Source organism: Nocardioides sp. LHG3406-4 (genome assembly GCF_049897745.1).
Lineage (GTDB): Bacteria > Actinomycetota > Actinomycetes > Propionibacteriales > Nocardioidaceae > Nocardioides.
In genome coordinates this window covers 483,245-507,569 of sequence record NZ_JAFCWV010000003.1, presented here as the reverse complement: position 1 = coordinate 507,569, position 24,325 = coordinate 483,245, and the positions used below count along the sequence as shown (strand labels likewise).

General features: G+C 69.7%; 24 protein-coding genes and 2 pseudogenes. 8 read left to right on the top strand and 18 right to left on the bottom strand.

Going from position 1 to position 24,325, the window contains the following annotated elements:
• Nucleotides 1-43: 43 nt before the first annotated feature.
• Nucleotides 44-1,051: a GNAT family N-acetyltransferase gene (locus ACP7BP_RS14220; protein ID WP_426245419.1), complete on the bottom strand. Its 1,008-nt coding sequence runs from the start codon at nt 1,049-1,051 to the stop codon at nt 44-46.
• Between the two features lie 26 nt (nt 1,052-1,077).
• Between ACP7BP_RS14220 and ACP7BP_RS14215 the strand changes: the two genes are divergently transcribed.
• Entirely contained in the window at nt 1,078-1,812 is a 735-nt protein-coding gene (locus ACP7BP_RS14215; protein ID WP_426245417.1) for a PIG-L deacetylase family protein, read from the top strand.
• On the opposite strand, the gene ACP7BP_RS14210 is transcribed toward ACP7BP_RS14215, so the two are convergent.
• Entirely contained in the window at nt 1,813-2,115 is a 303-nt protein-coding gene (locus ACP7BP_RS14210; RefSeq protein WP_426245416.1) for a hypothetical protein, read from the bottom strand.
• 119 nt (nt 2,116-2,234) lie between these two features.
• On the opposite strand from ACP7BP_RS14210, the gene ACP7BP_RS14205 reads away from it, so the two are divergent.
• Entirely contained in the window at nt 2,235-3,059 is an 825-nt protein-coding gene (locus ACP7BP_RS14205; RefSeq protein ID WP_426245414.1) for an alpha/beta fold hydrolase, read from the top strand.
• Between the two features lie 20 nt (nt 3,060-3,079).
• Here ACP7BP_RS14205 and ACP7BP_RS14200 read toward each other — a convergent pair whose 3' ends face one another.
• From ACP7BP_RS14200 to ACP7BP_RS14170, 7 genes are all read right to left on the bottom strand, one after another.
• Nucleotides 3,080-3,547, bottom strand: coding sequence for an HNH endonuclease (locus tag ACP7BP_RS14200; protein ID WP_426245412.1), 468 nt, complete (start codon nt 3,545-3,547; stop codon nt 3,080-3,082).
• Nucleotides 3,548-3,659: 112 nt separating this feature from the next.
• Nucleotides 3,660-4,592, bottom strand: coding sequence for a 3-hydroxyacyl-CoA dehydrogenase (locus ACP7BP_RS14195; RefSeq protein ID WP_426245410.1), 933 nt, complete (start codon nt 4,590-4,592; stop codon nt 3,660-3,662).
• On the bottom strand, nt 4,589-5,845 hold the full coding sequence (locus ACP7BP_RS14190) for an iron-containing alcohol dehydrogenase (protein WP_426245409.1): 1,257 nt from the start codon (nt 5,843-5,845) through the stop codon (nt 4,589-4,591). Before ACP7BP_RS14190 ends, ACP7BP_RS14195 begins: the two co-directional genes overlap by 4 nt.
• Nucleotides 5,845-7,338: an NAD-dependent succinate-semialdehyde dehydrogenase gene (locus tag ACP7BP_RS14185; RefSeq protein ID WP_426245407.1), complete on the bottom strand. Its 1,494-nt coding sequence runs from the start codon at nt 7,336-7,338 to the stop codon at nt 5,845-5,847. Before ACP7BP_RS14185 ends, ACP7BP_RS14190 begins: the two co-directional genes overlap by 1 nt.
• Before the next feature lie 22 nt (nt 7,339-7,360).
• Complete coding sequence (locus ACP7BP_RS14180; protein ID WP_426245406.1) at nt 7,361-8,143, bottom strand: SDR family NAD(P)-dependent oxidoreductase; 783 nt, start codon at nt 8,141-8,143, stop codon at nt 7,361-7,363.
• A complete protein-coding gene (locus ACP7BP_RS14175) occupies nt 8,140-9,792 on the bottom strand; it encodes a flavin-containing monooxygenase (protein ID WP_426245404.1) in 1,653 nt (550 codons plus the stop codon). The genes ACP7BP_RS14180 and ACP7BP_RS14175 overlap by 4 nt, the downstream gene beginning before the upstream one ends.
• A gap of 29 nt (nt 9,793-9,821) precedes the next feature.
• Nucleotides 9,822-10,733: an alpha/beta hydrolase gene (locus ACP7BP_RS14170; protein ID WP_426245402.1), complete on the bottom strand. Its 912-nt coding sequence runs from the start codon at nt 10,731-10,733 to the stop codon at nt 9,822-9,824.
• Between the two features lie 219 nt (nt 10,734-10,952).
• Here ACP7BP_RS14170 and ACP7BP_RS14165 point away from each other — a divergent pair, with 219 nt between their 5' ends.
• The 4 genes from ACP7BP_RS14165 (at nt 10,953) to ACP7BP_RS14150 (ending at nt 16,464) form a co-directional block, all read left to right on the top strand.
• Nucleotides 10,953-12,095 (top strand): substrate-binding domain-containing protein, encoded by a 1,143-nt coding sequence (locus ACP7BP_RS14165; protein ID WP_426245400.1) that lies wholly within the window; start codon nt 10,953-10,955, stop codon nt 12,093-12,095.
• A gap of 87 nt (nt 12,096-12,182) precedes the next feature.
• Nucleotides 12,183-12,911: an SDR family NAD(P)-dependent oxidoreductase gene (locus ACP7BP_RS14160; protein ID WP_426245399.1), complete on the top strand. Its 729-nt coding sequence runs from the start codon at nt 12,183-12,185 to the stop codon at nt 12,909-12,911.
• A gap of 21 nt (nt 12,912-12,932) precedes the next feature.
• On the top strand, nt 12,933-15,455 hold the full coding sequence (locus tag ACP7BP_RS14155) for an ATP-binding cassette domain-containing protein (protein WP_426245397.1): 2,523 nt from the start codon (nt 12,933-12,935) through the stop codon (nt 15,453-15,455).
• A gap of 1 nt (nt 15,456) precedes the next feature.
• On the top strand, nt 15,457-16,464 hold the full coding sequence (locus ACP7BP_RS14150) for an ABC transporter permease (RefSeq protein WP_426245395.1): 1,008 nt from the start codon (nt 15,457-15,459) through the stop codon (nt 16,462-16,464).
• Nucleotides 16,465-16,481: 17 nt separating this feature from the next.
• Here the strand turns inward: ACP7BP_RS14150 and ACP7BP_RS14145 are convergent, their stop codons facing one another.
• Nucleotides 16,482-18,248 (bottom strand): sigma-54-dependent Fis family transcriptional regulator, encoded by a 1,767-nt coding sequence (locus tag ACP7BP_RS14145; RefSeq protein WP_426245394.1) that lies wholly within the window; start codon nt 18,246-18,248, stop codon nt 16,482-16,484.
• Nucleotides 18,249-18,331: 83 nt separating this feature from the next.
• Here ACP7BP_RS14145 and ACP7BP_RS14140 point away from each other — a divergent pair, with 83 nt between their 5' ends.
• The gene (locus tag ACP7BP_RS14140) at nt 18,332-19,048 is read left to right on the top strand and encodes a GntR family transcriptional regulator (RefSeq protein ID WP_426245393.1); all 717 of its coding nucleotides are present in this window, start codon (nt 18,332-18,334) and stop codon (nt 19,046-19,048) included.
• 37 nt (nt 19,049-19,085) lie between these two features.
• On the opposite strand, the gene ACP7BP_RS14135 is transcribed toward ACP7BP_RS14140, so the two are convergent.
• The 5 genes from ACP7BP_RS14135 to ACP7BP_RS14115 all read right to left on the bottom strand — a co-directional run bounded on the left by ACP7BP_RS14135 (nt 19,086) and on the right by ACP7BP_RS14115 (nt 22,190).
• The gene (locus ACP7BP_RS14135) at nt 19,086-19,586 is read right to left on the bottom strand and encodes a pyridoxamine 5'-phosphate oxidase family protein (protein ID WP_426245392.1); all 501 of its coding nucleotides are present in this window, start codon (nt 19,584-19,586) and stop codon (nt 19,086-19,088) included.
• Between the two features lie 73 nt (nt 19,587-19,659).
• Nucleotides 19,660-20,097: a VOC family protein gene (locus ACP7BP_RS14130; protein WP_426245391.1), complete on the bottom strand. Its 438-nt coding sequence runs from the start codon at nt 20,095-20,097 to the stop codon at nt 19,660-19,662.
• Nucleotides 20,094-20,678, bottom strand: coding sequence for a dihydrofolate reductase family protein (locus ACP7BP_RS14125; protein ID WP_426245390.1), 585 nt, complete (start codon nt 20,676-20,678; stop codon nt 20,094-20,096). The genes ACP7BP_RS14130 and ACP7BP_RS14125 overlap by 4 nt, the downstream gene beginning before the upstream one ends.
• 87 nt (nt 20,679-20,765) lie before the next feature.
• Nucleotides 20,766-21,038, bottom strand: a complete 273-nt coding sequence (locus ACP7BP_RS14120; protein WP_426245445.1) for a LysE family transporter — start codon at nt 21,036-21,038, stop codon at nt 20,766-20,768.
• Nucleotides 21,039-21,473: 435 nt separating this feature from the next.
• On the bottom strand, nt 21,474-22,190 hold the full coding sequence (locus tag ACP7BP_RS14115; RefSeq protein WP_426245389.1) for a GAF and ANTAR domain-containing protein: 717 nt from the start codon (nt 22,188-22,190) through the stop codon (nt 21,474-21,476).
• A 163-nt stretch (nt 22,191-22,353) separates the two neighbouring features.
• Here ACP7BP_RS14115 and ACP7BP_RS14110 point away from each other — a divergent pair.
• A pseudogene (locus tag ACP7BP_RS14110) lies at nt 22,354-22,410 on the top strand (hypothetical protein); the annotation flags it as partial.
• Nucleotides 22,411-22,450: 40 nt separating this feature from the next.
• On the opposite strand, the gene ACP7BP_RS14105 reads toward ACP7BP_RS14110, so the two are convergent.
• From ACP7BP_RS14105 to ACP7BP_RS14095, 3 genes and pseudogenes are all read right to left on the bottom strand, one after another.
• On the bottom strand, nt 22,451-22,837 hold the full coding sequence (locus ACP7BP_RS14105) for an amidase family protein (protein ID WP_426245387.1): 387 nt from the start codon (nt 22,835-22,837) through the stop codon (nt 22,451-22,453).
• Between the two features lie 130 nt (nt 22,838-22,967).
• A pseudogene (locus ACP7BP_RS14100) lies at nt 22,968-23,132 on the bottom strand (amidase family protein); the annotation flags it as partial.
• Nucleotides 23,133-23,424: 292 nt separating this feature from the next.
• Nucleotides 23,425-24,264, bottom strand: a complete 840-nt coding sequence (locus ACP7BP_RS14095) for an SDR family oxidoreductase (protein WP_426245386.1) — start codon at nt 24,262-24,264, stop codon at nt 23,425-23,427.
• Between the last annotated feature and the right edge of the window lie 61 nt (nt 24,265-24,325).

Below are 24,325 nucleotides of genomic sequence, written 5' to 3'. Positions count from 1 at the left end.
TGGTGCCACGGCGCCGAGCACTCAAACCTCAGCGGCCCTTCTGTCAGCCGCGCTTGACCTGCATCTCGTGCATCCGCTCCACGATCCGGAAGCCGAAGTCGCGGTTGGTGCGCTGCATGGCGTGGTTGTCGGGATCGGTCCAGGTGTGGATCGAGGTGGATGCGGGGTACTCCTCGGCCAGGACGCCGAGCGTGGCGAGCTTGAGCAGGGTGCCGAGGCGGCGGCCCCTGTGCTCGGGCATGACCAGGGTGTCGTCCTGGAGCACGTCGGGCTCGCCGCGCGGCACGTAGACCTGGGAGTAGCCGGCGAAGACCCCGTCCCGGCGCCGTCGGGCGGCGGACACGACGGAGCCGTAGGACTGGGCGAGCCGGGTCTCGGACGTCCGGAGCCGCTCCTGGGTGAAGACGACCGGCTCGTAGTCGACCTCGCCGATCGGCACGTCGCTGTCCATGCGGGTGCGCATCTCGCAGAACGCGTCGACGTACTCGTCGGGGCAGGTGTCGCCCCACGTGATGATCTCGTAGTCGGACGCCTTGGCCTCGGCGCCGGTGCGCAGGATGGCGACGTGTCCGTCGTCGACGGGAAGGGGCAGGACCAGGTGGTCCTCGACATGGACCTCCTCGAGGCCCATGGCCCTCGCGAAGGCGTACGGCCCGGCCGTCGCCGGCTCGACGCCGGCGGGGACGTGCAGCTCCCCGCAGACCGAGGTGCGACCGGCCGCGTGGCACCGGCGCAGTGCCTCGTCGTAGAGGGCGCGCCCGATGCCCTCGCGGCGCCGGTCGGGCAGCACGCTGATCTCGAGGTCGGCCAGGTGCGTGTTGTCCTCGACCGAGCCGCCGAGCTCGGCCACGCCGGCCGTGACCTCGCCCTCGCGCGCGGCGAACAGGGTCCGTCGGTAGTAGGGCCCGGGCTCCCTCACGCTGTTGGACAGCGCCTCCCACGTGCGCAGCAGCGCGTGCGGGCGGTCGGCCCGGATCGCCGCCTGCTCGGTCTCCCAGAAGGCCCGCAGCGCGGTCTCGTCGGACGGGTCGACCTCGACGATGACGATCACTCCGCAACCGTGCCATGCTCCTCGACATGGAGCCACTGCATTCCCTCAGCGAGGACTGGGAGCGCGCGCTGTGCGTCGTCGCGCACCCCGACGACCTCGAGTTCGGCGCAGCCGCCGCCATCGCCCGCTGGACCGCGCAGGGCAAGCACGTCGTCTACTGCATGGTGACCAGCGGAGAGGCCGGCATCGACGGGATGCACCCCGACGAGGCCCGTCGCATACGTGAGGCCGAGCAGGTCGAGTCGGCGCGCATCGTCGGCGTCGACACCGTGGACTTCCTCGGCCTGACCGACGGCGTCCTGGAGTACGGCGTCGCGTTGCGGCGGGTGATCGCCGAGAGGGTGCGCAGGCACCGTCCGGAGATCGTCATCACCGCCAACTTCCAGGAGACCTGGGGTGGGCGCAACTTCAACCAGGCCGACCACATCGCTGTCGGCCGGGCCGTCATCGACGCGGTGCGCGACGCCGGGAACCGCTGGGTCTTCAAGGACCAGCTGGTCGATGGCCTCGAGCCGTGGGGCGGGGTGCGCGAGGTCTGGGCCGCCGGCTCGCCCACCGGGGGCCACGGCGTCGACGTCACCGCGACCTTCGAGGCGGGCGTCGAGTCGCTTCGCGCCCACGCGGCGTACATCGAGGGGCTCGGTTGGGAGAACTGGGACCCCCGCGAGTTCCTGGAAGGGATCGCGAGGCAGGCCGGGCAGCGGATGGGCGTGGCGTTCGCCACGACGTTCGAGGTCTATCCAATGGGCTGGGGAGAGTAGCTAGTCGGAGCTGAGGAGCTCGGCCGGCACCCACTCCTCCACCAGTGACCATCGGCCGGCCCGCAGCTCGGCGACGTAGGCGACGCGACCCTCCCAGCGTCCGTTCTCGACCCGGCGCCACTCGATGAGCAGGCCCGGCCGGGGCCTCGTGCCGTCGACCGGAGCCGAGATCCAGCAGTGCCGGGCCGGGTGCGCATCGGTAGGGGCAGGTGCCGCAGCGGGAGGCGGCGACTGTGCCCCACCGGCGCGGACCCGGTCGCGCAGCGGCACCCCGCTCCCTGTGCCGTACCCGCCGCGCGCCATGTGTCAGATTAGAACATGTGTTCGAACGACGCATGTCTTTCGACTTTCAACCATCGACCTGCTTTGCTCGAGGGCGCGCGACGGGCCACCGGGCCTGCGCCCGACGGGAAGGACCAGCAATGCCCAGCATCAACTCCGGCTCGGTCGAGATCCACTACGAGGACACCGGCGGCGACGGGCGCCCCGTCGTCCTCGTCCACGGCTGGCCGCTCAGCGGCGCCTCGTGGTCCGGGCAGGTGCCGGCGCTCACCGCGGCCGGCCACCGGGTGATCACCTACGACCGTCGCGGGTTCGGCCAGTCCGGCAAGCCTGGCGCCGACTCCGCCTACGACTACGACACCCTCACCACCGACCTCGACGCCGTGCTCACCGAGCTCGACCTGCACGACGTGAGCCTGGTCGGCTTCTCCATGGGCGGCGGCGAGGTCGCTCGCTACGTCGGGACGTACGGCGAGGGCCGGGTCCACAGCGCCGTGCTCGCGGCCGCCGTCCCGCCGTGCCTGCTCAAGGACGACGCACACCCGGACGGAGCGCTCACCCTCGACGACATCGCTGGGATGCAGGAGCAGCTGCGCGCCGACCCGGAGGCGTTCTACGGCGCCTTCCTCACCAACTTCTTCAGCGCGGGCGACGACCTCAAGGTGACAGAGGAGCAGCGCCAGGAGGCGTTGGGCCTCGCCGCCCAGGCCGACCTGCACGCGTCGGCGGAGTGCATCCGGTCCTGGGTCAGCGACTTCACCGGCGACCTCGCGAAGGTCACCGTGCCGCTGCTGGTCATCCACGGTGACTCCGACGCTATCGTGCCGTTCGAGGTCTCGGGCGAGCGCTCGGCGCAGGCCGTCGCCAACAGCGAGCTGGTGGTCGTGGCGGACGCGCCCCACGGGCTCAACGTCAGCCACGCGGCGGAGTTCAACCGCGTCCTGCTGGAGTTCCTCGCCCACTGACTGTGCCGGGCACCGGCACGTCAGGCTGCTCGGCGCTCGCGGACGATCTCGCCGACGAGCGGCACCCGCGGCGATGCGAAGCGGAGCGGCATCCGGGCCTCCTCGGGGGTCCGGTTGCCCTTCCGGGCGTTGCACGGGCTGCACGCCGCGACGCAGTTCAGCCACGACCACTGGCCGCCACGTGAGCGTGGAAGCAGGTGGTCGACCGTCGTGGCCTTGGCGCCGCAGTAGGCGCAGCGGTGCTTGTCCCGCAGGAAGACCCCGCCGCGGTGCCACGCTGCGTCGCGGTAGAGCCAGGCCTGGAAGACGTAGCGGACCAGTCGGAGCACCCGCGGCCACGGGTGCGGCCCGATGCGACGAGTCTCGTCACCCTCCTCGACCACGGCCACCTGACGGAAGAGCATGCGCACGGCCTTGGGGAAGTCGACGTGGCCGAGAGGCTCGTAGGAGGCGTTGAGGAGCGTCACCGAGCGTGAGCGGTGACCCATCGGCGTACCTCCTCCCGGGTGGCTGCCTACAGTGTGCGCCGCAGGTGGTCACGCCGGGAAGTGAATAGTCGGTGCGCGCCTCGCCGACGGGCGGGCCGCGCAACGCCGGCAGCTACGCCGACGGTGCGCTGCCGCCCTCGTCTGCGATCAGGTCCATCAGCCGCTCGTCGCGCCATCGGACGCGTTGCTCCCACTCCTCCAGGGGCATCGCCTCGCGGCGCTGCCGCACCACCTCGGCGACCAGCTCCTCGGTCCACGGGTCGTCCTGGCCGCGTTCGGCGCCCATGCGCGCGTACGCCGGCCCCATCCGCCCGGCGTGCACGCCGATACCGCCGCGGGTGTTCAGATCGACGGTCTCGAAGGGACCGACCACGCCCCAGCGACGGCCGAGCCCGAGCCGCATCACCGCGTCGATGTCGGCGACCGAGGCGACGCCGTCGCGCACCAGGCAGTACGCCTCACGCAGGACCGCGCCCTGGAGACGGTTGAACAGGAAGCCCTCGACCTCGCGTCGCAGTCTGACCGGGTGCAGCCCGGCATCGGCGTAGGTCGCGGAGGCGCGCTCCACAACATCCGGGCGCGTGAGCGGACTCGGCACCACCTCGACCACCGGGAGCAGGTACGGCGGGTTGCCCGGGTGCCCCACGAGGATCCGGTCGGCCGCCGGGAGGTCGTGACCGATCCGGCTCGCGCTGATGGCCGAGCTCGACGAGGCGAGCACCGTGTCAGGTCCGGTGAGCTCGCCGAGCCTCGCGAACAGGTCGCGCTTGAGCTCGACATCCTCCGGCGCGCACTCCTGGACGAGCTCGACACCAGCCGTGGCGGTCGACAGGTCGCTGGTGAGGGTCACCAGCCCGAGGACGGCGTCCGGGTCGTCGAGCAGCCCGTGCCGGTGCAGCGTCGCCGCCTTGTCCGCCAGGTCGGCCCTGGCCCGTCCGATCGCCTCTGGCAGCGGATCCCAGCACCGGACCTCGGCGCCGGCCCGCGCGAACACGAGCGCGAAGGCCACGCCGATCGAGCCGGTCCCGACGACGGCGACGCTCACGCCTGCCACCAGGACCGGTCGTCGTGGTACCCGTGCTCGAGGATGCTCAGCACTGCGTCCTTGTCGAGCTCCCGCGGGTTGTTGGCGGTGAGCCGGGTGGCCAGCAGCGCCTGGTCGGCGACGTACTCGAAGCCGTCGGGCTCGAGTCCCAGCGCCTTGAGGTTCAGCGGGCAGCCGATGGTCTCGAGGAGCTCCTCGACCCGGCGGATGCCGGCCTGCGCCCGGGCCTCGACGCTCTCGCCTTGTGCGGTGACGCCGAGGACGCGGCCGATCTCGGCGAACTCCTCGAGACGCGTCGGCAGGTTGTAGCGCATGACGTAGGGCAGCAGCGCGCCCACGCCGAGGCCGTGGGCGGTGTGGGTGAGGGCACCGATCGGCGACTGGATCGCGTGCGCACCGGCCGTCCCGGCGGTGTTGATCGCCATTCCGGCGCAGAACGCCGCCATCATCTTGTCCGTGCGCGCCCGCAGGTCGCCGGGGTCAGCGACCACTCGGGCGAAGGCGGTGTTCACCATGGTCAGGCCGTGTCGGCAGTACAGGTCGGTGAGGAGGTTCTTCCCGACGTAGAGGTGTGCCTCGATCTGCTCGGCGCCAGGGTTCTTGGCCCGACCGGTGAAGGCTTCGACGAGGTGGGTGAGCGCATCGGCGCCGGTCGCGGCCGTCAGTCCCGGCGGACAGGTCAAGGTCAGCTCGGGGTCGACGATGGCCATCGCGGGCTCGAGGTACGGCGAGGCGACGCCGATCTTCATGCCGCGATCGGCGTCGTAGACCACGGAGATGCAGGTGACCTCCGCTCCGGTGCCGCCGGTGGTCGGAACCGTGATGATCGGGATGCCGGCACGCTCGACGATGTTCTCGCCGTACAGGTCGCGCACGTCACCGCCGTGCGCGAGCAGCTGGGAGGCCACCTTGGCGAAGTCCAACACGGAGCCGCCGCCGACGCCGACGATGACGTCGAACGTCGATCCGCCATGAGCCTCGACGACGTCGAGGAGGTTCTCCCGCGGCAGGTCCGGCTCGACCTTCGCGTAGACCTCCACATCGATGCCGCGGCCGGTCAGCGCCTCGACGAGGTCTCGGAACAGCCCGTCCCCGGCCATCCGCTCGTCGGTGCACAGCAGCGCCCGGTCGCCGAAGGCGGCCACGGCAGCGGGGAGCTGCCGGCGCTGACCGGGACCGAACAGCACGGTGGAGGGCTGGCGGACGAGCCCGAGGTCGAGCTCGTTGACGGTGGTGGTCACCTCGGCGGACATCAGAGCACCGCCGCCTCGTCGTCCACCGTGACCGCGAGGTACTTCGGCTCGAGGAACTCATAGATCCCGTCGTGGCCGCCCTCGCGCCCCAGGCCGGACGCCTTCGTGCCTCCGAAGGAGGCGACCGGGTCCGCCATGATCCCGCGGTTGATGCCGACCATGCCGAACTCGAGGCGCTCGGCGATCGAGAACGCACGTGACAGGTCGCGTGTGAACACGTACGCCGCCAGGCCGTAGTCGGTGTCGTTGGCGAACTCGAGCGCCTCGGCACCGCTCTTCACGGTGTAGAGCGCGGCCAGCGGGGCGAACAGCTCCTCGGTGCACAGGTCGCTGTCGCGGTTGTCCATCTTGATGACGGTGGGCTCGAAGAAGTAGCCCGGGCGGTCGACCGGCGATCCGCCGACGAGGACCTCGGCGCCGTCGGCGGCGAACCGGCCGACGAGGTCGGCGACCCGGTCGCGCTGCTGGCTGCTGATGATCGGACCGACGTCGACCCCGGCCTCGAAGCCGCTGCCGACCGTCAGGGCCTGCGCCCGCTCGACGAACTTCCCGGTGAACTCCTCGGCGATGTCCTGGTGCAGGATGATCCGGTTGGCGGCGACGCAGGCCTGACCGGCGTTGCGGAACTTGCAGATGATGGCCTGGTCGACCGCGAGGTCGACGTCAGCGTCGTCGAGGACGATGAACGGCCCGTCGCCGCCGAGCTCCATCGACGCGTTCACGATGTTGCCGGCCGCCTGGCGCAGCAGGTGGGCGCCGACTCCGGTCGAGCCGGTGAAGCTCACCTTGCGCAGCCTCGGGTCGGTCAGCAGGGTGTCGGAGACCGCAGCCGAGTTCGTGGTGTGGAGCAGGTTGACCACACCGGCGGGGAAGCCGGCGTCGTGGAGTGCCTGGACGAACAGCGCACCGGTCAGCGGGGTCTGCTGCGCCGTCTTCATCACCACGGTGCATCCCGCGGCGAGCGCCGCACCGGCCTTGCGGGCGGACATCAGCAGGGGGAAGTTCCACGGGGTGATCAGCAGGCTCGGGCCGACCGGCTGGTGGGTCATGACGACGCGGTAGCCGCCGTTGGACCCGGAGGCGAAGGTCCCGTGGAGGTGATTGATCTGCTCGGCGTACCAGAGGAAGAACCCGGCCGACAGGCCGAACTCGGCGAGGGACTCGGAGCGCGGCTTGCCACTCTCCGCGGTCATCACGTCGGCGAAGGCGTCCGTGCGATCGAGGAGGAGGCGGTGCGCCCTGAGGAAGAGGTCGGCGCGGGCCCGCGGCGACCAGCCGGCCCACGCCCGCTGGGCCAGGGTCGCCGCGTCGAGCGCACGCCGGGCGTCCTCGGCGGTGCCGTCGGGGACGTCGGCGATGGTGTCGCCGCTGCTGGGGTCCACCACCTGGAACGTGGTCGGGGCGCCGGTCCACGCGCCGTCGATGTAGAGCCCCGCCGGGAGCTCGTGGCCGTAGACGGAGACCGGGTGGTGGTCCTGGGGGACGGTGTTCATGGTGTTCCTTTCGTCATGGCCGTCAGCGGGCCGTGTAGCCGCCGTCGATGGGGAGGTTCACGCCGGTGACCCAGTCGGCTTCGTCAGAGGCGAGGTAGAGGACGCCGTACGCGACGTCCTCGGGGCGACCGAGCCGGCGCAGCGACTGCCGGCCGGTCATGGCCTGCTCGTAGGCGGGCAGTCCGCCGGGGTACGCGTCGGCGATCCCCTCGACGAGCGGGGTGAGCACCGTGCTCGGGTGGACGGAGTTCACCCGGATGTTGTGACGGCCGTACACCGCGGCGTCCTGCCGGGTCTGCATCGTCACCGCGCCCTTGGCCACGTGGTAGGCGGTGAACTCGTCGTTGCCGAGCAGCCCGTAGATCGAGGAGTAGTTCACGATGCTGCCCCTGCCACGGTGCAGCATGTGCCGTACGGCGTGCTTGGTGCACAGCAGCACACCCTTCACGTCGACGGCGAAGAGCGCGTCGAACTCGGCCTCGGTGAGCTCGTGGGTCGGCTTGTCCGGCCCGATGACGCCTGCGCAGTTCACGAGGATGTCGAGGCCACCGAGCACGACGGTGACCGCGGCGAAGACGTCCTCGACGAGCTCCTCGTCCGAGACGTCGAGGTGCCAGTACTCGGCGGTCCCGCCGTCGGCCCGGATCGCCTCGACGAGCTCCTTCCCGGCAGGGTCGGTGACATCGGTGACGGCCACCGCGGCGCCCTCCTTGGCGAAGAGCTCCGCGGTGGCGCGTCCCATGCCGGAGGCCGCGCCGGTGATGACAGCCACCTTGCCGGCGAGCCGACCGCCTCCTCGGCTCATGCGGTCACCGGCTCGGGGGTCGAGGCCCCGAGGTCGGCGAGGAAGCTCCGGTAGCCCGACTCCTCGGCCTCGCGGCAGTACTGCTGGTAGACCTGCCCGCCGCCCATGTACACCTGGAACGCGCGCGGCTTGCCCGCCACGTTGTGGCCGAGGAACCAGGCGCCCGCCTTCTCGCCCTCGGAGCTCATGACGGTGGCCTCGCCGGCACGCAGCGTCTCCTTCTCCCACCAGTCCTCGGACTCCACGGTCGCCTCGATGCGCTCGACGCCGTGCTCACGGGCCCAGACCAGCAGTCGCTGGAGCCACTGCGCGCCCAGCTGGATCGGGACCGGCAGGTTCGAGTACGGCGTCTGCGGGCCCAGCGACATGAAGAAGTTCGGGAACCCGTTGACCGAGATGCCGAGGTTGGACCGCAGCCCCTCCTCGTTCCACTTGTCGCGCAGGATGCGCCCGTTGCGGCCGACGATGTCGATGTTGGTCAGGGTGCCGGTCATCGCGTCGAAGCCGGTGGCGAAGATGATCACGTCGAGCTCGTACTCGGTGTCCCCGACGACGATGCCCTGTGGCGTGATCGCCGTGATCGGCACGGACTTGGCGTCGACCAGGTGCACGTTCTCGCGGTTGAACGTCTCGTAGTAGTTGTGGCCGGTCGGCACCCGCTTGCCGTTGAAGGAGTAGCCCTTCGGGCACAGCAGCTCGGCGGTCGCGGGGTCCTTGACGATCTCGCGGATCTTCGACCGGATGAACTCCGACGCCAGCTCGGCGGACTCGTGGTTGGTCGCCAGGTCGTTGAAGCACTCGTTGGCGAAGTGGAAGCCGCCCTCCTTCCACTTCGACTCGAACACGCGGCGGCGCTCCTCCGCGTCGACCTCGAGCGCACTCTTCTCGGCGTACTCCATGGCGACGCCGAACGGGTGTGCGGCGGCCTGCTCGAAGATCGCGTCGTAGTGCTCGCGGACGTGGTTCATCCAGTCCTCGGACACCTGCTCGTTGTTCGTCTCCACCACGAAGTTGGGCGTGCGCTGGAAGACGAAGAACTCCTTGGCCTGGGGCGCGACGACCGGCACGATCTGGATGCCCGAGGCGCCCAGGCCGATGATCCCGACCCGCTTGCCCGACAGGTCCACGCCCTCGCGAGGCCAGCTCGCCGTGTGGTACTTCTCGCCGGCGAACGTGTCGATGCCGGGGATGTCGGGGTAGATCGCCTGCGAGAGGACGCCCATCCCGGAGACGACGTACATCGCGACGATGGCGCGCCCGTCCTCGAGCGTGACCGTCCACCGGTTGGTGGCCTCGTCGTACACGGCCGACCTCACCCGGGAGCTCAGCTGGATGTCGCGACGCAGGTCGAGCCGGTCGGCGACGAAGTTGAGGTACGCCAGCACCTCCTTGCCGCTGGGATAGCGCTCGGTCCACGTCCACTCCTCGCGGACCTCCTTGGAGAAGGAGAAGGAGTAGTAGTGGAACTCCGAGTCGGTGCGGACGCCCGGGTAGTTGTTGATCCACCAGGTGCCGCCGATTCCGTCGGTCGCCTCGACGACCTTGGTGTCCAGCCCTGCCTCACGCAGGTGGTGGAGCATGGCGAGGCCGGAGAAGCCGGCCCCGATGACGAGGGCGTCGACCTCGGTGGGCGTGCTGTTGTCGGTCATTGCGGTTGTTCCTTTCGGGATGGAGGCGCTCAGGCGTCCTGGCCGGCGGCGTACCAGGCGCCGATGCGGGCGATCTCGTCGTCGGCCACGGGGTGGCGTCCGGCGAGGAACGGATACACGTGCTGCTGTCCTTCGCCGACGGTGAAGGTGACGTCCACCCCGCACTTCTCGGCGAGGAGGTTGAGCCGGACGGCGTCGTCGAGGAGCGACTCGACCGATCCGGCGTTGATGTAGAGGCGTGGGAACCCGGTCAGGTCGGCGTACAGGGGGTTCACGAACGGGTCGGTGGGGTCGGCCCCGCCCGACAGGTAGCGGTCGATGTTGGCCTGCAGGCCCTCGCGGGCGATCAGGAAGTCGGTGGCGTCGTTGGTGTCGAGGGTCGCCCCGGTGTTCTCCATGTTGAGCCACGGCGACATGGCGATCACCGAGGTCGGCAGCTCCCTGTCGGCGCTCATCAGCCTCAGCACGATGCTGATGGCGAGGTTCGCGCCCGCACTGTCGCCGGCCAGCGTGATGTCCTTGACGGGCAGCCCGTCGGCCACGAGCGCGTCAATGATGGCGAGGCCGTCCTCGACGGCCGCGGGGTACGGATGCTCGGGAGCGAGGCGGAAGTCCGCGACGAACGCGGTCACCCCGCACGCCTTGGCGAGGTGGCCGGTGAGCTTGCGGTGGCTGGCTGACGAGCCGAGGGCGAAGCCGCCGCCGTGCATCAGCACCAGCATCCGCGCGGGGTCGGCACCCGCGGGGCTCACCCGGATCCCGGGGACTCCCCCGATCTCCGTGTGCTCGTAGGTGACGTCCGTCGGCTCGGCGGTGGCGCGCTGCCAGTCGTCGAACACGATACGGAGCAGCTGCTCGGACATGTCCGGGTGGGCGGCCATCTCGACGGCCCACTGCGCGTAGATCTCGCCCAGGAGGTCCTGGGGCTCGGGGTTGCTCATCGTCGGTTCTCCCTCGACGTGGAGGTGGCGAGGTGGCGCGGTGAGCGCCACGGCCGCAACCTTGAACCCGCGTACGACGACTTCGGAATGGCTGTCGCAGATTGCGACAGTCCCGTCTCAGAGTGACCGCGCTCACACGCCTGGTCTGGGCCAAGACTCTCAACCCAGTAGTGGTGCCTCTCACATCCCCCGGCACCCGGGAAAGGCGGACAGATCGTCATGAAGTTCACACTCAAGCCCGGCGCGCTCGCGGCCACCACGGCAGCCCTCGCCCTGCTTCTGTCGGCATGCTCCAGTGGAGCGCCGGCCCAGGAGATCGGCGGCGCGGGTTCCGTCGAGGGTCAGAAGACAGGCATCGTCGGCACCCAGGACCAGATCCAGGACATCAGCGAGCTCTGCGGTGACGAGCCGATGACCGTCGCGCTGGCGGACGGCTTCGGCGGCAACTCCTGGCGCAAGATCACCCGCGCGGTGTTCGAGGCGGAGGCCGCCAAGTGCCCGAACATCGAGAAGGTCCTCTACACCGACGCACAGGGCGATACCCAGAAGGCGATCGCGGACATCAACTCCCTCGTGGCCCAGGGCGTCGACATCATCGTCACGTTCGTCGACGGTGGCGAGGCCCTGCTGCCCACGATCAAGAAGGCGACGGCGGCCGGCGTGAAGGTGGTGCCCTTCGTCGGATCCCCCGGCGGCACACCCGGCGAGGACTACGTCGACTTCGTCGCCGAGGACATCAAGACCTACGGCGGCTCGCTGGCCGACTGGACCATCGACGCGATGGGCGGCGAGGGAAACCTGGTCATGCTCGGTGGCATCGCCGGCAACTCCTACAGCCAGGGCGTCTTCGAGGGTGTCAAGGACGCCGCGGCGAAGAGCCCGGGCATCAACCTCCTCAACGCCGACGGCCCCATCAGCACCGACTGGGAGCCCGGCAAGACCCAGCAGGTCGTCGCGGGACTGATCACCAAGTACGGCCAGATCGACGGGATCGTCGCCGACTACGGCGGCGGCTCGGTGGGAGGCATCCGCGCCTTCATCGCCGCCAACAAGCCGCTGCCGGTGTGGTCCGCGAACGACTCCAACGAGTTCGCCTGCCTCTGGTACCAGTACAAGGACGACAACCCGAGCTACCAGATCGCCACCGAGTCGTCGCGCAACTGGATCGTCAAGGTCGCGCTGCACAAGGGACTCGCTGCGGCGAACGGCATCCTCAGCGACGAGCCCTCGATCTACAACCTGGAGATCATCGAGGACTCCCGCAATCCCGACATGTTGCCGACGTGCGAGGACTCGCTGCCGCCCGACGCCATCCTCTCCTCCGGTCTCAAGGTCGAGCAGCTGGCAGACCTCTTCAAGTAGCCCCTCTCGGCCACCGTCCCGGCCTCATCGTCGAGGCCGGGGCGGCGGCCCCCTTCTCCCCCATCTCGCAATCGTCAGGAGCACGTCATGTCTCGTCTTCAGGGAAAGGTCGCCGTCGTCACGGGCGCCGGCCGTGGAATCGGCCGGTCCATCGCCGAAGTGTTCGCCAAGGAGGGCGCCACCTTGGTGGCCACCGGCCGCCGCGGCGAGGACGACTTCGAATCGCTCGACGGGTCGATCTCCTACGCGCAGCTCGACGTCGCCGACAAGGCGGCGTGGGAGCGGACCATCGCGGACGTCGTCGCGCAGCACGGGCGGGTCGACGTGCTGGTCAACAACGCCGGCATCATCAACTACGAGCCGCTGCACGACCTCGACGTCGACGGGTGGAACGAGGTCCTCGCGGTCAACCAGACCGGCACGTGGCTCGGCATGCGCACCGTCGTGCCCCACATGCTGGCCCAGGGCCGCGGCTCGATCATCAACGTGTCATCGATCTGGGGGAACGCCGCGGTCGGCGGTGCCCACGCCTACCACGCCACCAAGGGCGCGGTGCGGAACATGTCGAAGAACGCCGCGATCACCTACGCCAAGGAGGGGATCCGGGTGAACTCGCTGCACCCGGGCTTCGTCGCGACCCCGCTGACCGACTCCCAGGACGCTGACGTCAACGCGTACGTCGTCTCGCAGACCCCCATGGGCCGCGCCGGGACACCCGAGGAGATCGCCTACGCGGCCGTCTACCTGGCGAGCGACGAGTCCAGCTTCATGACCGGATCCGAGCTCGTCGTCGACGGCGGCTACCTCGCCCAGTAGGGCGTTCGAAGGAGACTGACCATGACCACCAACCAGGTGCTCCCGGACTCATCGCCGGCTCCCGACGTACGGGCTCCCGCGGCGCTGCTGCTGACCGGCATCGGACGCTCGTTCCCCGGCGTCCGTGCCCTCGACGACGTCAACCTCGACGTACGACCCGGCGAGGTGCACGCGCTCGTCGGCGAGAACGGCGCCGGCAAGTCCACCCTGATGGCGATCGCGTCGGGTGCGCTGGCGCCCGACGAGGGCACGGTCTCGATCGGCGGCGGCCGGCTCGAGGAGCCCTCTCCCGACGCGGCCCGCGCCCTGGGACTCGGCATCGTCCGTCAGTACCCCGCGCTGCTTCCCGAGCTCACCGTGGCCGAGAACCTGGCCATCGGCGTGGGCTACGACCGGGTCGGTGGCATCGGCAGCGCAGTCGCCTGGAGCCAGGCAGCGCTCGACCCCTGGCAGATGGCCATCGACGCCTCCGCCAAGGTCTCCGACCTGACCGTCGAGCAGCGGTTCGTCGTCGAGATCGCCAAGGCGCTCGCTCTGGAGCCCTCGGTGCTGATCCTCGACGAGCCGACCGAGCACCTCAGCCTGGAGGAGGTGGAGCGGCTCTTCGCCCGGGTACGCGACCTGGTCAAGGGCGGCACCGCCATCGTCTACATCTCGCACCGCATCCCCGAGGTGAAGCAGATCGCCGACCGGATCACCGTGCTGCGGGACGGCAGGACGCGTGGCACGTTCCCGTGCCAGGACGTCACCGAGGAGCAGATCATCGAGCTCGTCGTCGGGCGCGCGCTGGAGACGGTGTTCCCGCCCAAGGGCTCCGAGGCCGGCTCGATAGGCCAGCACGAGCAGCTCGTGGTCCGCGACGTCAGCGGCGCAGACTTCCGGGACGTCTCGTTCACCGTCCGTGCCGGGGAGATCGTCGGACTGGCCGGCGTCCAGGGCAACGGGCAGAGCGGCATCATCCGCGCGCTGGCCGGCCTCGAGAAGGCATCCGGCGAGGTGGCGGTCGACGGCGCTCGGGTACGCCTCGGCAGTCCCGCCGTGCTGCACGACGCCGGTGTCGTCTACGTGCCGGCCGACCGGCACGAGGAGGGGCTCTTCCTGCCGCTCTCCGTCGCGGCCAACACCGTGATGAGCACGCTGGACTCGTTCTCCGTCGCCGGGCTCGTCCAGGAGCGACGCGTGCGGACGGTGGCCGCGGCCGAGGCGGCCGAGCTCGGCACCAAGACTCCGAGTGTGGACACGCCGGTCCGGTCGCTCTCGGGCGGCAACCAGCAGAAGGTGGTGATGGCGCGCACCCTGCTCTCGGAGCCCCGGGTGCTGCTCGCGGAGGAGCCGACCCAGGGCGTCGACGCGGGCGCACGCGTCGACATCTACCGCATCATCCGAGACGTCGCCGCCAGCGGCGCCGCCGTCGTGCTGCTGTCCTCCGACGGCGTCGAGCTCGAGGGCCTCTGCGACCGGGTGCTGATCGTCTCGCGCGGCACGGTGGTCAAGGAGCTCGAGGGGGCGGAGGTCACCGAGGCGGCGATCGCCCGTGCGGCCCTGACCTCCACGACCATGCGCGGGCGCGAGCACACCGCCACCCGGGAGAAGGGAGCCTGGCTCTCCCGGCTGCGCAGCGACCACACCCCCGCCGGCGTCCTGGCCGCGGTCTTCCTGGCGATGGCGCTGGTGGTCGGGGTCACCAACGCGACGTACTTCAGCGCGTTCAACCTCAACAACCTGCTCTTCATGGCTGCCCCGCTGATCCTGGTCGGCGCCGCCCAGCACACCGTGGTCCTCACCGGCGGCATCGACCTCTCCGTCGGACCACTGACGGGCATGCTCGTGGTGGTCGCGTCGTACCAGGTCACCGACACCGGGAACGTGGGGCTCGGCATCCTCCTGATGGTGCTCCTGGCGCTGGTGGTGGGCCTGACGAACGGGCTGCTGGTCGCGCGCCTCGGTGTCGACTCGGTGGTCGCGACCCTGGCGATGTTCATGGCCCTGCAAGGAGGGTTCCTCACGCTGCGCGGCGTGCCCGACGGTCTCATCTCGACCTCGGTGAGCGACCAGCTGAACCTCCGCGTCGGCTTCGTGCCGGTGGTGACCATCGTCGCCCTCGTGGTCGTCGTCGTGCTCGAGCTCGCACTGCGTCGTACGCGGTGGGGCCTGGAGGTCAGGGCGGTCGGGTCGATGCGCGACAACGCCGAGAAGCTCGGCATCCGCGTCGTACGGCGCCAGGTCGGCGCCTACGTGCTGTGCGCGCTGCTGGCCTTCCTCGCCGCGCTCGTGGTGATGGCGCAGATCGGCATCGGTGACGGCCGGCCGGGCCTCAGCTACACCTTGTCCTCGATCACCGTGGTGGTTCTCGCGGGTGCCAGCGTCTTCGGCGGACGAGGCTCCTACCTCGGCGTCGCTGCTGCCGCCCTGCTCGTCCAGCAGCTGCTCAACGCCTCGCCGTTCCTCGGGCTCTCGCAGGCATGGAGCTACTGGCTGCCCGGGCTGATCATCCTCACCGCCGCGGTCGTCTACGCGGCTCTCCAGCGCACCAGGAAGGCCTGAGATGAACAAGAGAGATCTCAGCAGCTCGACCATCGTCCGCGCGTTCAGCGGCAGCTCGGCGGCGATCTGGCTGGCCACCGTCGCACTGTTCGCGATCAGCCCACTCGTGTCGCCTGGCAGCCTGGCCAAGGCACCGCTGCTCAGCATGCTGCCGTTCGCGGCGGTCCTCGCGATCGCCGCTGCCGGCCAGACCCTTGTCGTCCAGCAGCGCGGCCTCGACCTGTCCGTGCCGGGCATGATGGCGCTCGGCGCAGTGCTGTGCACGAACCTGCCGCAGGGGCACGGCTGGCCGCTCGCGACCGCAGCGGTGGCCGCGATCCTCGCCACGGCGCTGGTCGGCTGCCTCAACGGGCTCCTGGTGACCGCACTCGGCGTGACCGCGCTCGTCGCCACGCTCGGCATGAACGTGGTGCTGCTCGGCACGGTCTTCTCGATCGCGAACGGGACTCCTTCCGGTGCGACACCGGCCCTGAACCAGTTCGCCCTCGACCGGACGCTCGGCATCCCCAACACGGTGCTGATCGCGGTGGCCGTGCTCGCCGTCGCCGGGGTGGTCACCCGCCGGTCGGTGATCGGGCACCGACTGACCGCGGTCGGGGTGAGCGAGCGCGCGGCCGCCGCCATCGGCATCCGGGTCCGGACGTACCAGATCGTGGCCTACGGCTTCGCCGGGCTCTGCTACGGCGCCGCGGGCGTGCTGCTCGCCGGGTACACCAAGACGCCGCCGCTCTTCCTCGGCGACTCCTACCTGCTGCCGACGGTGGCCGCTGTGATCCTGGGCGGCACGGCACTGTCCGGCGGCCTGGCCAGCGTGGTGTCGACGGGTGTCGCGGCGCTCTTCCTCACCCAGCTCGGGCAGCTGCTGCGCACGCTCGGCTGGACGGACGCCCAACAGCTGATCGCCCAGGCAGCGGTGCTGCTCCTCGTGGTGCTGGCCCGGGTGCTCGCGCCGCGCGCACTCGCCTCCGTGCGGGAGCGCCGCGCGCTCGCCCTGGAGCCCGCGGCCTGAGCGCTGGGAGCTGGAGCTCAGCCGTCGAGCCGGTAGGACTTCATCTTCCGGTAGACGGTGGCCCGGGAGATCCCCAGGATCTCGGCGGCCTTGGCCCGGTTGCCGCCGGCTTCTTCCAGCGCCTGGCGGATGGCCTGGAGCTCGACCTGCTCGATCAGCGTGAGCGTGGAGCCGGTGCCTCGCATGTGGTCGGGCAGGTCCACCGCGGCCACCGATCCCCGCTTCCCCGACGCGGCGAGCTGGCTGATCGTCGACCGGAGCTCACTGACGTTGCCGGTCCAGCGGTGTGCCCGCAGGGTGGGTACGGCGTCCGGCCGGAGCACCAGTCCGGCCGTGGGCGCGACCGACTGGGCGATCGAGTTCCACAGCTCGGGCACGTCGGCGGCGCGGGCGCGCAGCGAGGGCACCCAGACCACCCGGGCGCCGCCGAGCCGCCGCGCCAGCTCCTCGGCATCGTCCAGCTCGTTGGTGGTGAGGGTCAGGGTGACCCTCGAGCCCGCGGCGGACTTCTGCATGGCGGCGCGTAGACCGGCCACCGCGGCCTTCTCCAGCGTCTCGACCGAACGGATGCAGACGGGATCACCTGACTCGAGCCGCGCGCTGACCGTCTTGAGCCATTCCTGGACGCCAACCAGGTGGGACTCGGCGCCGTCGACGACGCGCGCCGCGTCGTCGGCGCCGGGTGTGGACGGACGCCCCAGCGCGACCGACGTCTTGCCGACCCCGGTCTCGCCCGCGAGCAGCACGGGCTCATCGCCCTGGCGGGCCTTGGCGACCTGGTGCAGCACCGCCAGCCACTCGGGCGCGCGGCCGATCAGCTTCGCGTGCGGAGTCGCCGTGCGAGGTGCCGAGAGCGTCCGCGTCGGAGTGTCGACGACGACCGCCACGTGGTTGTCCCGCTCCACCGGGGTGATCTCGACCGTCAGCTCGTCCAGCTTGATGAGCCGGGGTCGGCCGTCGCCGGCGGGCAGGTCCAGGCACAGCTGTTGGATCTCGGCCAGCTGCTCCCGGGTCAGGTGACTGGCCCGGGCGTTCTGGATCACCAGGCCATCGGGACCGATCGCGACCACCGGCTCGCTTCGAGTCTCGGCGTAGTGCAGGAACGCCGTGAGCGCGCGCCGGGACGCGGGCTGCTCGATGTCGAGGACCTGCTTCTGCAGCTGGCCGGTGACGGTCTGCAGCAGGGGTCGGAGCAGCTCGGCACGCGGAGTCACGTCGCACGACAGGGTGACCACGGCGAGCAGCTTCCCGGACAGCGGGTGCAGCACCGGCGCGCCGGTGCAGACGGCCTGCTGGTAGAAGTCCGCGAAGTGCTCGGCTCCACGAACCTGGACGAGCTTGCGCGCCGCGATGGCCGTGCCGACGCCGTTCGTGCCGACCGCTTCCTCGGCCAGCACCGCACCGCGGGTGGTGCCCATCCTGTCGAAGTGCGCCTCGACCCTGCGGTCGGCGCTCCACCGCTCCAGGATGCGGCCCGAGGCGTCCGCGAGCAGCAGCCCGAGATGGGTGCCGTCGAGCGTCTCGGAGAACCGCTGGAGGGGGGCCCGGAACATGTCGAGCAGCTGGGTGTCGAGGAGCTCGTCCGCCACGTGGGGCACCTCGGTGACGTTGGCGGGAGAGCCGAGGGCCGCATGGCTGCGGCGCCAGGAGCCCAGCAGGGCCTCGGAGGGCGCGGACTCGGTCTCGATGGCGCTGAGGAAGTCCTCCTTGGCGCGCTCGATCGCCCCGTTGGAGTCGATGTCGGACACGAAGATCCCTCCGTCACCCAAGGCGATCATGGGCATGACAATCGGAGCATCATACCGTCATACAATCGCCATCACGAGGAGATCTCCTCGCCATCTGCTCTACACGCAACGGAGGGACAATGACGCTCGTCTCGGGGGTCTCGGGGGATGAGACATCGCACCGGATCGAGGCGCACGCGGCGCCGCTGCGACAGGAGGTGGTGCGGCTGCTGCGTCAGGAGATCCTCGACCAGGTGCTGGTGCCAGGGCAGCGGATCACCGAGGCGTCGCTCTGCGAGCGGTTCGGGGTGTCACGGACGGTGGTCCGGGAGTCGCTGCGGCACCTGGAGTCCGAGAGCCTGATCACGTTGCTGCCCCATCGCGGCCCCATCGTCACCGTGCTGTCCCGCCACGACATCGAGTCGCTCTACGAGGTGCGCCGCAACCTCGAGGGACTCGCCGGAGAGCTCTTCGCACAACGAGCCACGCAGACCATCGTCGAGGCCATGCTGGTGCACATCGACGTCATGAGGGCACAGATGCCCGACGCCGACGTGGCCGACCGGGGCAGGTTGAAGGACGAGTTCTACCGGCTGCTCCTCGCCGGTGCCGACAACCCCGTGCTGACCACGGCACTCCACGGCCTGCATGCTCGGGTCGCTGTCTTCCGCCACTACGCCTTCCAGGACGACGAGAAGGTGGTGAACGCGTTGCAGGAGGTGGCGACGATCGTGCACGCTGCGGCAGAGCAGCGGGATCCGGCCGCCGCGAGGCGTGCGTGCGAGGACCACATCGAGCGGGCCGGGCGGCTCGCGGTCGAGGAGTACGGCCGCCGGGTGCCTCACATGCCCAACTGACGCGGCCAGGGAGGTTACGTCGCCACGAGGGTGGAGATCAGACGCCCTGGCGCTCCTCCTGCTGCCGGATCAGCTCCTCGACCGCGCTCGGCAGAGTCGACTCGAAGTCGATGAGCTTCGCCCAGGTCGGCGTCACGACGATGCGGACCATCCCGTCGCGGTAGAGCGAGCGCACGCCCGCCTCCCACTCGACCCGCTGCTCCGGCGTCATCTCGTAGGTGCTCGTCGTCTGGAGGTACTCGTCCGGGATGCCGTCGACGTAGTCCAGCTCGGCCCGACCCCGGATGAGCAGGATCTTGGGCGGGTGCACCTCGGTGTCGATCGTCAGGGCCACCATCGGGTTCACGCTCAGGGCGTGGAGCTTCGGCGCGTTCTTCGGCGTGCACATGACGATCTGGGAGCCGTTCCAGGCGAAGATGATCGGGATGTTGCGGGGTGTGCCGTCCTTGGCGACGTAGGCCAGGCGAGTCATGTCGCGGGCCAGCAGCTCGCGGCTGAGCGGTCGGTTCAGCACCTCGGCGATCTCGTTCGGTTGCACGTCGTTCCTCCCGTTGTGATTCGGTCCGCCAGCGGACCGTTCTCGTCGGTCGTACGTCGGTCGCGCGATGACCTCAGCCGAGCTGCTCGGCCAGCGCGACGATGATCCCCGCGGGACCCCTGAGGTAGCAGAGCCGGTAGCTGTCCTCGTACTGCACCACCTCTCCCACGAGCTCCGCGCCGTGGGGCAGGAGGCCTGCGACAGCGGCGTCGATGTCGTCGACCGCGAACATGATGCTGCGCAGCCCCAGGATGTTGGGCGCGTTCTCCGGCTGGGACTCGACCGCCTGCGGGTGGTGGAACTTCGTCAGCTCGAGGCGGCCGTGACCGTCCGGTGTCCGCATCATCGCGATGTCGACTCGTATGCCGTCGATCCCGTTGACACGATCGACCGACTCCCCCGCGACCGGCGCCTCGCCCTCGAGCTCCATGCCGAGCTGGACGAAGAACGCCTTCGCAGCCTCCAGGTCGTCGACGACGACGCTGACGTGGTCCATCCGCTGAATGGTCATGACCGTCCTCCCGTGGTGTCGTACCGCAGAAGTGCCACGCCGTTCTCGAACGCGGTGGCCTCGACCAGCCTCAGGTCCTGCGAGCTCTCGAAGATGCGCGTGCCCTGGCCGCGTGACGCCGGGCAGACCAGCATCCGGACCTCGTCGACGAGGCCGGCGTCCAGCAGGGAGTGCATGAGCTGCAGGCTCCCCCACAGCCAGATGTCCTTCCCGCGCTGCCCCTTGAGCTCACCGACGGTGGCGGCCGGGTCGCGCGTCACGGTCGCGGCGGGAAAGTCACCCCACGGGGCGTCGTCCAGCTTCGACGAGGCGACGAACTTGGCGAGGTTGTTGAGCTTCTCGCCGTACTCGCCCTGCTCGTCGGCGTTGGGCCAGTAGCCCACGCTCTGGGCGTAGGTGTTGGCGCCGAGGATCATCGTGTCGACCGAGTCGATGAACCCCATCACGCTCGCCTTGAACCCGCTGGTGTCGGTCTCGGAGAAGGGCTCCCCCGACACGAAGCTGAGTCCGCCGTCCTCCTCCGCCGCGACGTTGTCGACGGTCACCCACTGCTGGACGATGAGCTTTCGCGTGTCTGCCATTCCTGTGGATCTCCTTGCTTCGAGGTGGTCATCATGGTTGCAGGCAGGTCGTGAGGCCTTGCGCCCGCCGACGGCACGGCGCGGGGCTCAGTGGCTGGTGGTCAGGAGCCGGGCCGCCGCGACGACGAGCGCCGACCCAGTCACCTGCTCGATGCGCGCCCGCACCCTCGGTCGCCGCAGCCGGCGGCCCAGTTGCTCGACGCTGGGGACGTACAGCGAGAACCACGCCAAGTAGACCCCGGCGAAGACCGCGGAGAGCAGGAGCGCCTGTGCGCGTGGCGAGCCGCCGTCGGCGGTGAGGAACTGGGGCAGGAGCGTCACGAAGAACAGCGCCACCTTCGGGTTGAGCGCGTTCGACAGGAAGCCCTATCGCAGGTACGCCGAGCGCTGGGGCGCAACCGAGGGCCTCGCGCAGCATGTGAATCGGCGAGGTCAGTCACGAGTTCTGTGACCGAGGCTACCGCGACGCGCTGTGCGCCCTGATCACAGACGAAGTCGTCGATACCGAGGAGTCGACGGAGACAGGTCTGGTCATCCGGTTCGGGCTGGGAGAACTCATCATCAGTCCCGAACCAACCGACCTGAGCGGACCAGGAATTGCGGCGATGCGTGGCCACGAGGACGCGTTCCGGGGTGCGGCGTTGGCGGCCCGGTGAGGATGTCTTTGCCGGCCGTGCCTGACTCTGACTCCCACATCGTGACATCGATACCAGCGAGCGGATCGCGGCAGATCCGTGCGTTGAGAGTGCTCAGCTGAGCAGCCCACCCGCTGACGCGTAGCGAAGGCGAATCGGCTCAGGCGTTGGGGCCCTGGGGTGCGGGGAGTCGGCGCGTGTTTATCAGTTCAACCGCGACCTGGCGCATCTTCATGTTCTGCGTGGAAGAGATGCGAGTGAGCAGGGCGAACGCACGGACAGCGTCAACGTCGTAGCGCTCCATTACCAGTCCGCACGCCTGCGCGATGAGGGTGCGGGAGTCCAAAGCGGTCTCGTACTGGTCAATTCTCTGCGCTGCTAGGACGGCGATGGCAATGTGCGCGGCAAGTGCCAGCCCCTCCGCCTTGTCCTCGGCGCCGAACGCATCAGCGTGGGTCGAGTACATGCTGAGCGCACCAATGACGTCCTTGATGGTGAAGAGGCGAAAGGTCAAGACACTGCGCGCCCCGGTCGCCTCGCTCAGCTGGGGTCCCCAGTTGGGCCAACGGTCGTCGGCGGCAAGGTTGGGGACGTAGACCGAGTCCTCGTCCCACAGGGTGTCCAAAGCAGGCCCTTCATGAAGATCCGCCTGCAGCCGATCGCCCATTGCGGCCAAGTCGTCGCTGGCTGCCGGGGTCTCCACACGCCGCTTGCCGTAGACCAGCGAGATGCTCGCCGAGTCACATCCCTTGACATTCTGTACGAGCAGTTCGACGGCGCTCTTCACAGTCGCCAAGGGGTCATGCTGGTCCTGCAACTCTCGCGCAGCCGCACTCATGCGCTCCAAAATTGATTCCTGAACCACGTCGACGTGCATCCCAACCCCTTGGCGTCATTGCTGGCGACCATTCAACACGGGGGTGCGGGCCACTTAACACGGGGCGCGCGCCACCGGGCCGCCTTCTCGACCCAGTGGACCCTAGGCATTGCCCCCGTGCGCGCCCGCAGGCGGCGGCCTACGGCGTCGGCACCCAAAGGGAGTGGAGGGGCACCGCGTCGACGATCAGCGCGCCTTCCAGCTACTCACGCGGGTGTCAATGACCTCGAACCTGCGGATGCGTGTCGTGGCTCAGGAGGTCATCGACCAAGCAGTGACCGGCTACTCACCTCGTCGACGACCCGCGCCACATCGTTCGACGTCGCGATATTCGGGTGGGTGTCGAGGACCAGCACTCTGTACTCGGACAGGCGCTCGTGTCTTGGGCGCCGCAGATCCACGCGGTGAGCCTTGCCGAGCGTCATACCGTCCGGCTGGGCCAGGACCTCGAGAAGTGTCACCAAGTCAGCGGCGCTGCGCGCCATGGGTCCGATGACGCTCAGGTCTCGCTCGTAGGGCAACGCGGGCGCCGACGGGGCGGTGTGCCCCCGCGACGGCAGCAGCGCGAAGGACGGCTCGTGGGCGTAGACCCCGCAGAAGTGGGCGGGGATGCGCAAGGATCCCGCGAAGTCGGACCCGATCGACACGGCCCGAAGCCGGCGGCGAGCGCCGCCGCAGAGCCGCCGGAAGACCCACCGGGCGTCCGCCCGTCATCCCACACGGGTGGTTCGTCGTGCCGTAGATCGGGTTATACGTCTGGATGTCCCCGAGCGCCACCGGCACGTTCGTCTTGCCCAGGATCACCGCACCGGCGCGTCGCAGCCGACTGACAGGCAGCGCGTCCTGGTCTGCCACGAAGTCACGAAACGGCGGGATGCCCCAGCTGGGGACGAGGCCGGCAACGTTGAAGGACTCCTTGACCGTCGCGGGGACACCGAGCAGGGGGCCCCGTTCCCCGCGCGCCCGTGCCTCGTCGGCTCCCGCGCGGCGTCCAGGGCCCGGTCGAAGTCGCGCACCGCGAGAGCGTTGATCGCCTGGTCATAACGCTCGATCCGTGCGATCGCGGCGCGGGTGAGCTCAACGGACGAGACGGCGCGACCTTCCCTCGCTGCCCGCATCGCGGCAGCGGTGACGCAGTCGAGCTCAGCGGCATCGATGCGCACGTCCCTTTCCTTCCATTGGTTTGCAAGTCAAACTCTATCAACGCCCGAGCCGTCAGCTCGGAGGCCTGGTGTCAGGCGTCCACGTCGGTCGAGAACGCGAGATCCTTCGCGGACTCCAGCTCTGCGAGTCGACCGCTCAGCGAGTCGTGCACGAACTGATAGGCATCGCTTCCGAGGGTGACTCGCCGCGGGGCCGGCACGACGTCAACCGATCCGATGATCGCTTCGGCGATCTTGTCCGGGTCACCCGGCCCGGCTGCCGTGATGCCTCCGGGGCTCTCTATGAACGTTCGCGACTGGCCCACGACGGTCTCGGCGTACGCCTCCATCGCCGGCGCGACGTCGAGCGATGTCCCGAACGCGGTGCGCGCGACCCCGGGCTCGATGAGCGTGATCCCGATCCCGAACGGGGCGACCTCCAACATCACCGACTCGAGGAACCCCTCGATCCCCCACTTCGTCGCGTGGTAGAGATTCCCGCCGGGGAAGGCCGCCTGTCCACCCGCGCTGGACAATTGCACGATCCGGCCGCCGCCCTGAGCCCGGAGGTGCGGCAGTACGGCGCGCGTCAGCTGGATGGGTGCGACCAGGTTGGTCGCGATCTGGTGATCTATGGCTCGGTCGATGAGCTCCTCCGCCGCGCCGAACGACCCGTAGCCGGCATTGGAGATCACGACGTCGATCCTGGCCAGCTCGCCGAAGGCCTGATCCACGACGGAGCGCATCCGCGCCGTGTCGGTCACGTCGAGCTCGGCGGTCCACAGCAGGTCGCCATGGCGGGCGGACAGCTCGGCCAATCGTTCGGGTCGTCGAGCGGTCGCCGCCACGCGATCGCCGCGTTCCAGCAACTGCCGGGTCATGGCGAGCCCGAATCCTGATGATGCACCGGTGATGAACCACGTTCTGGACATTGTGCTCCTTCTAAACCAACTGGATGGTTTAGTACTCTACGGCTTCGGGTCGCGATTTCCA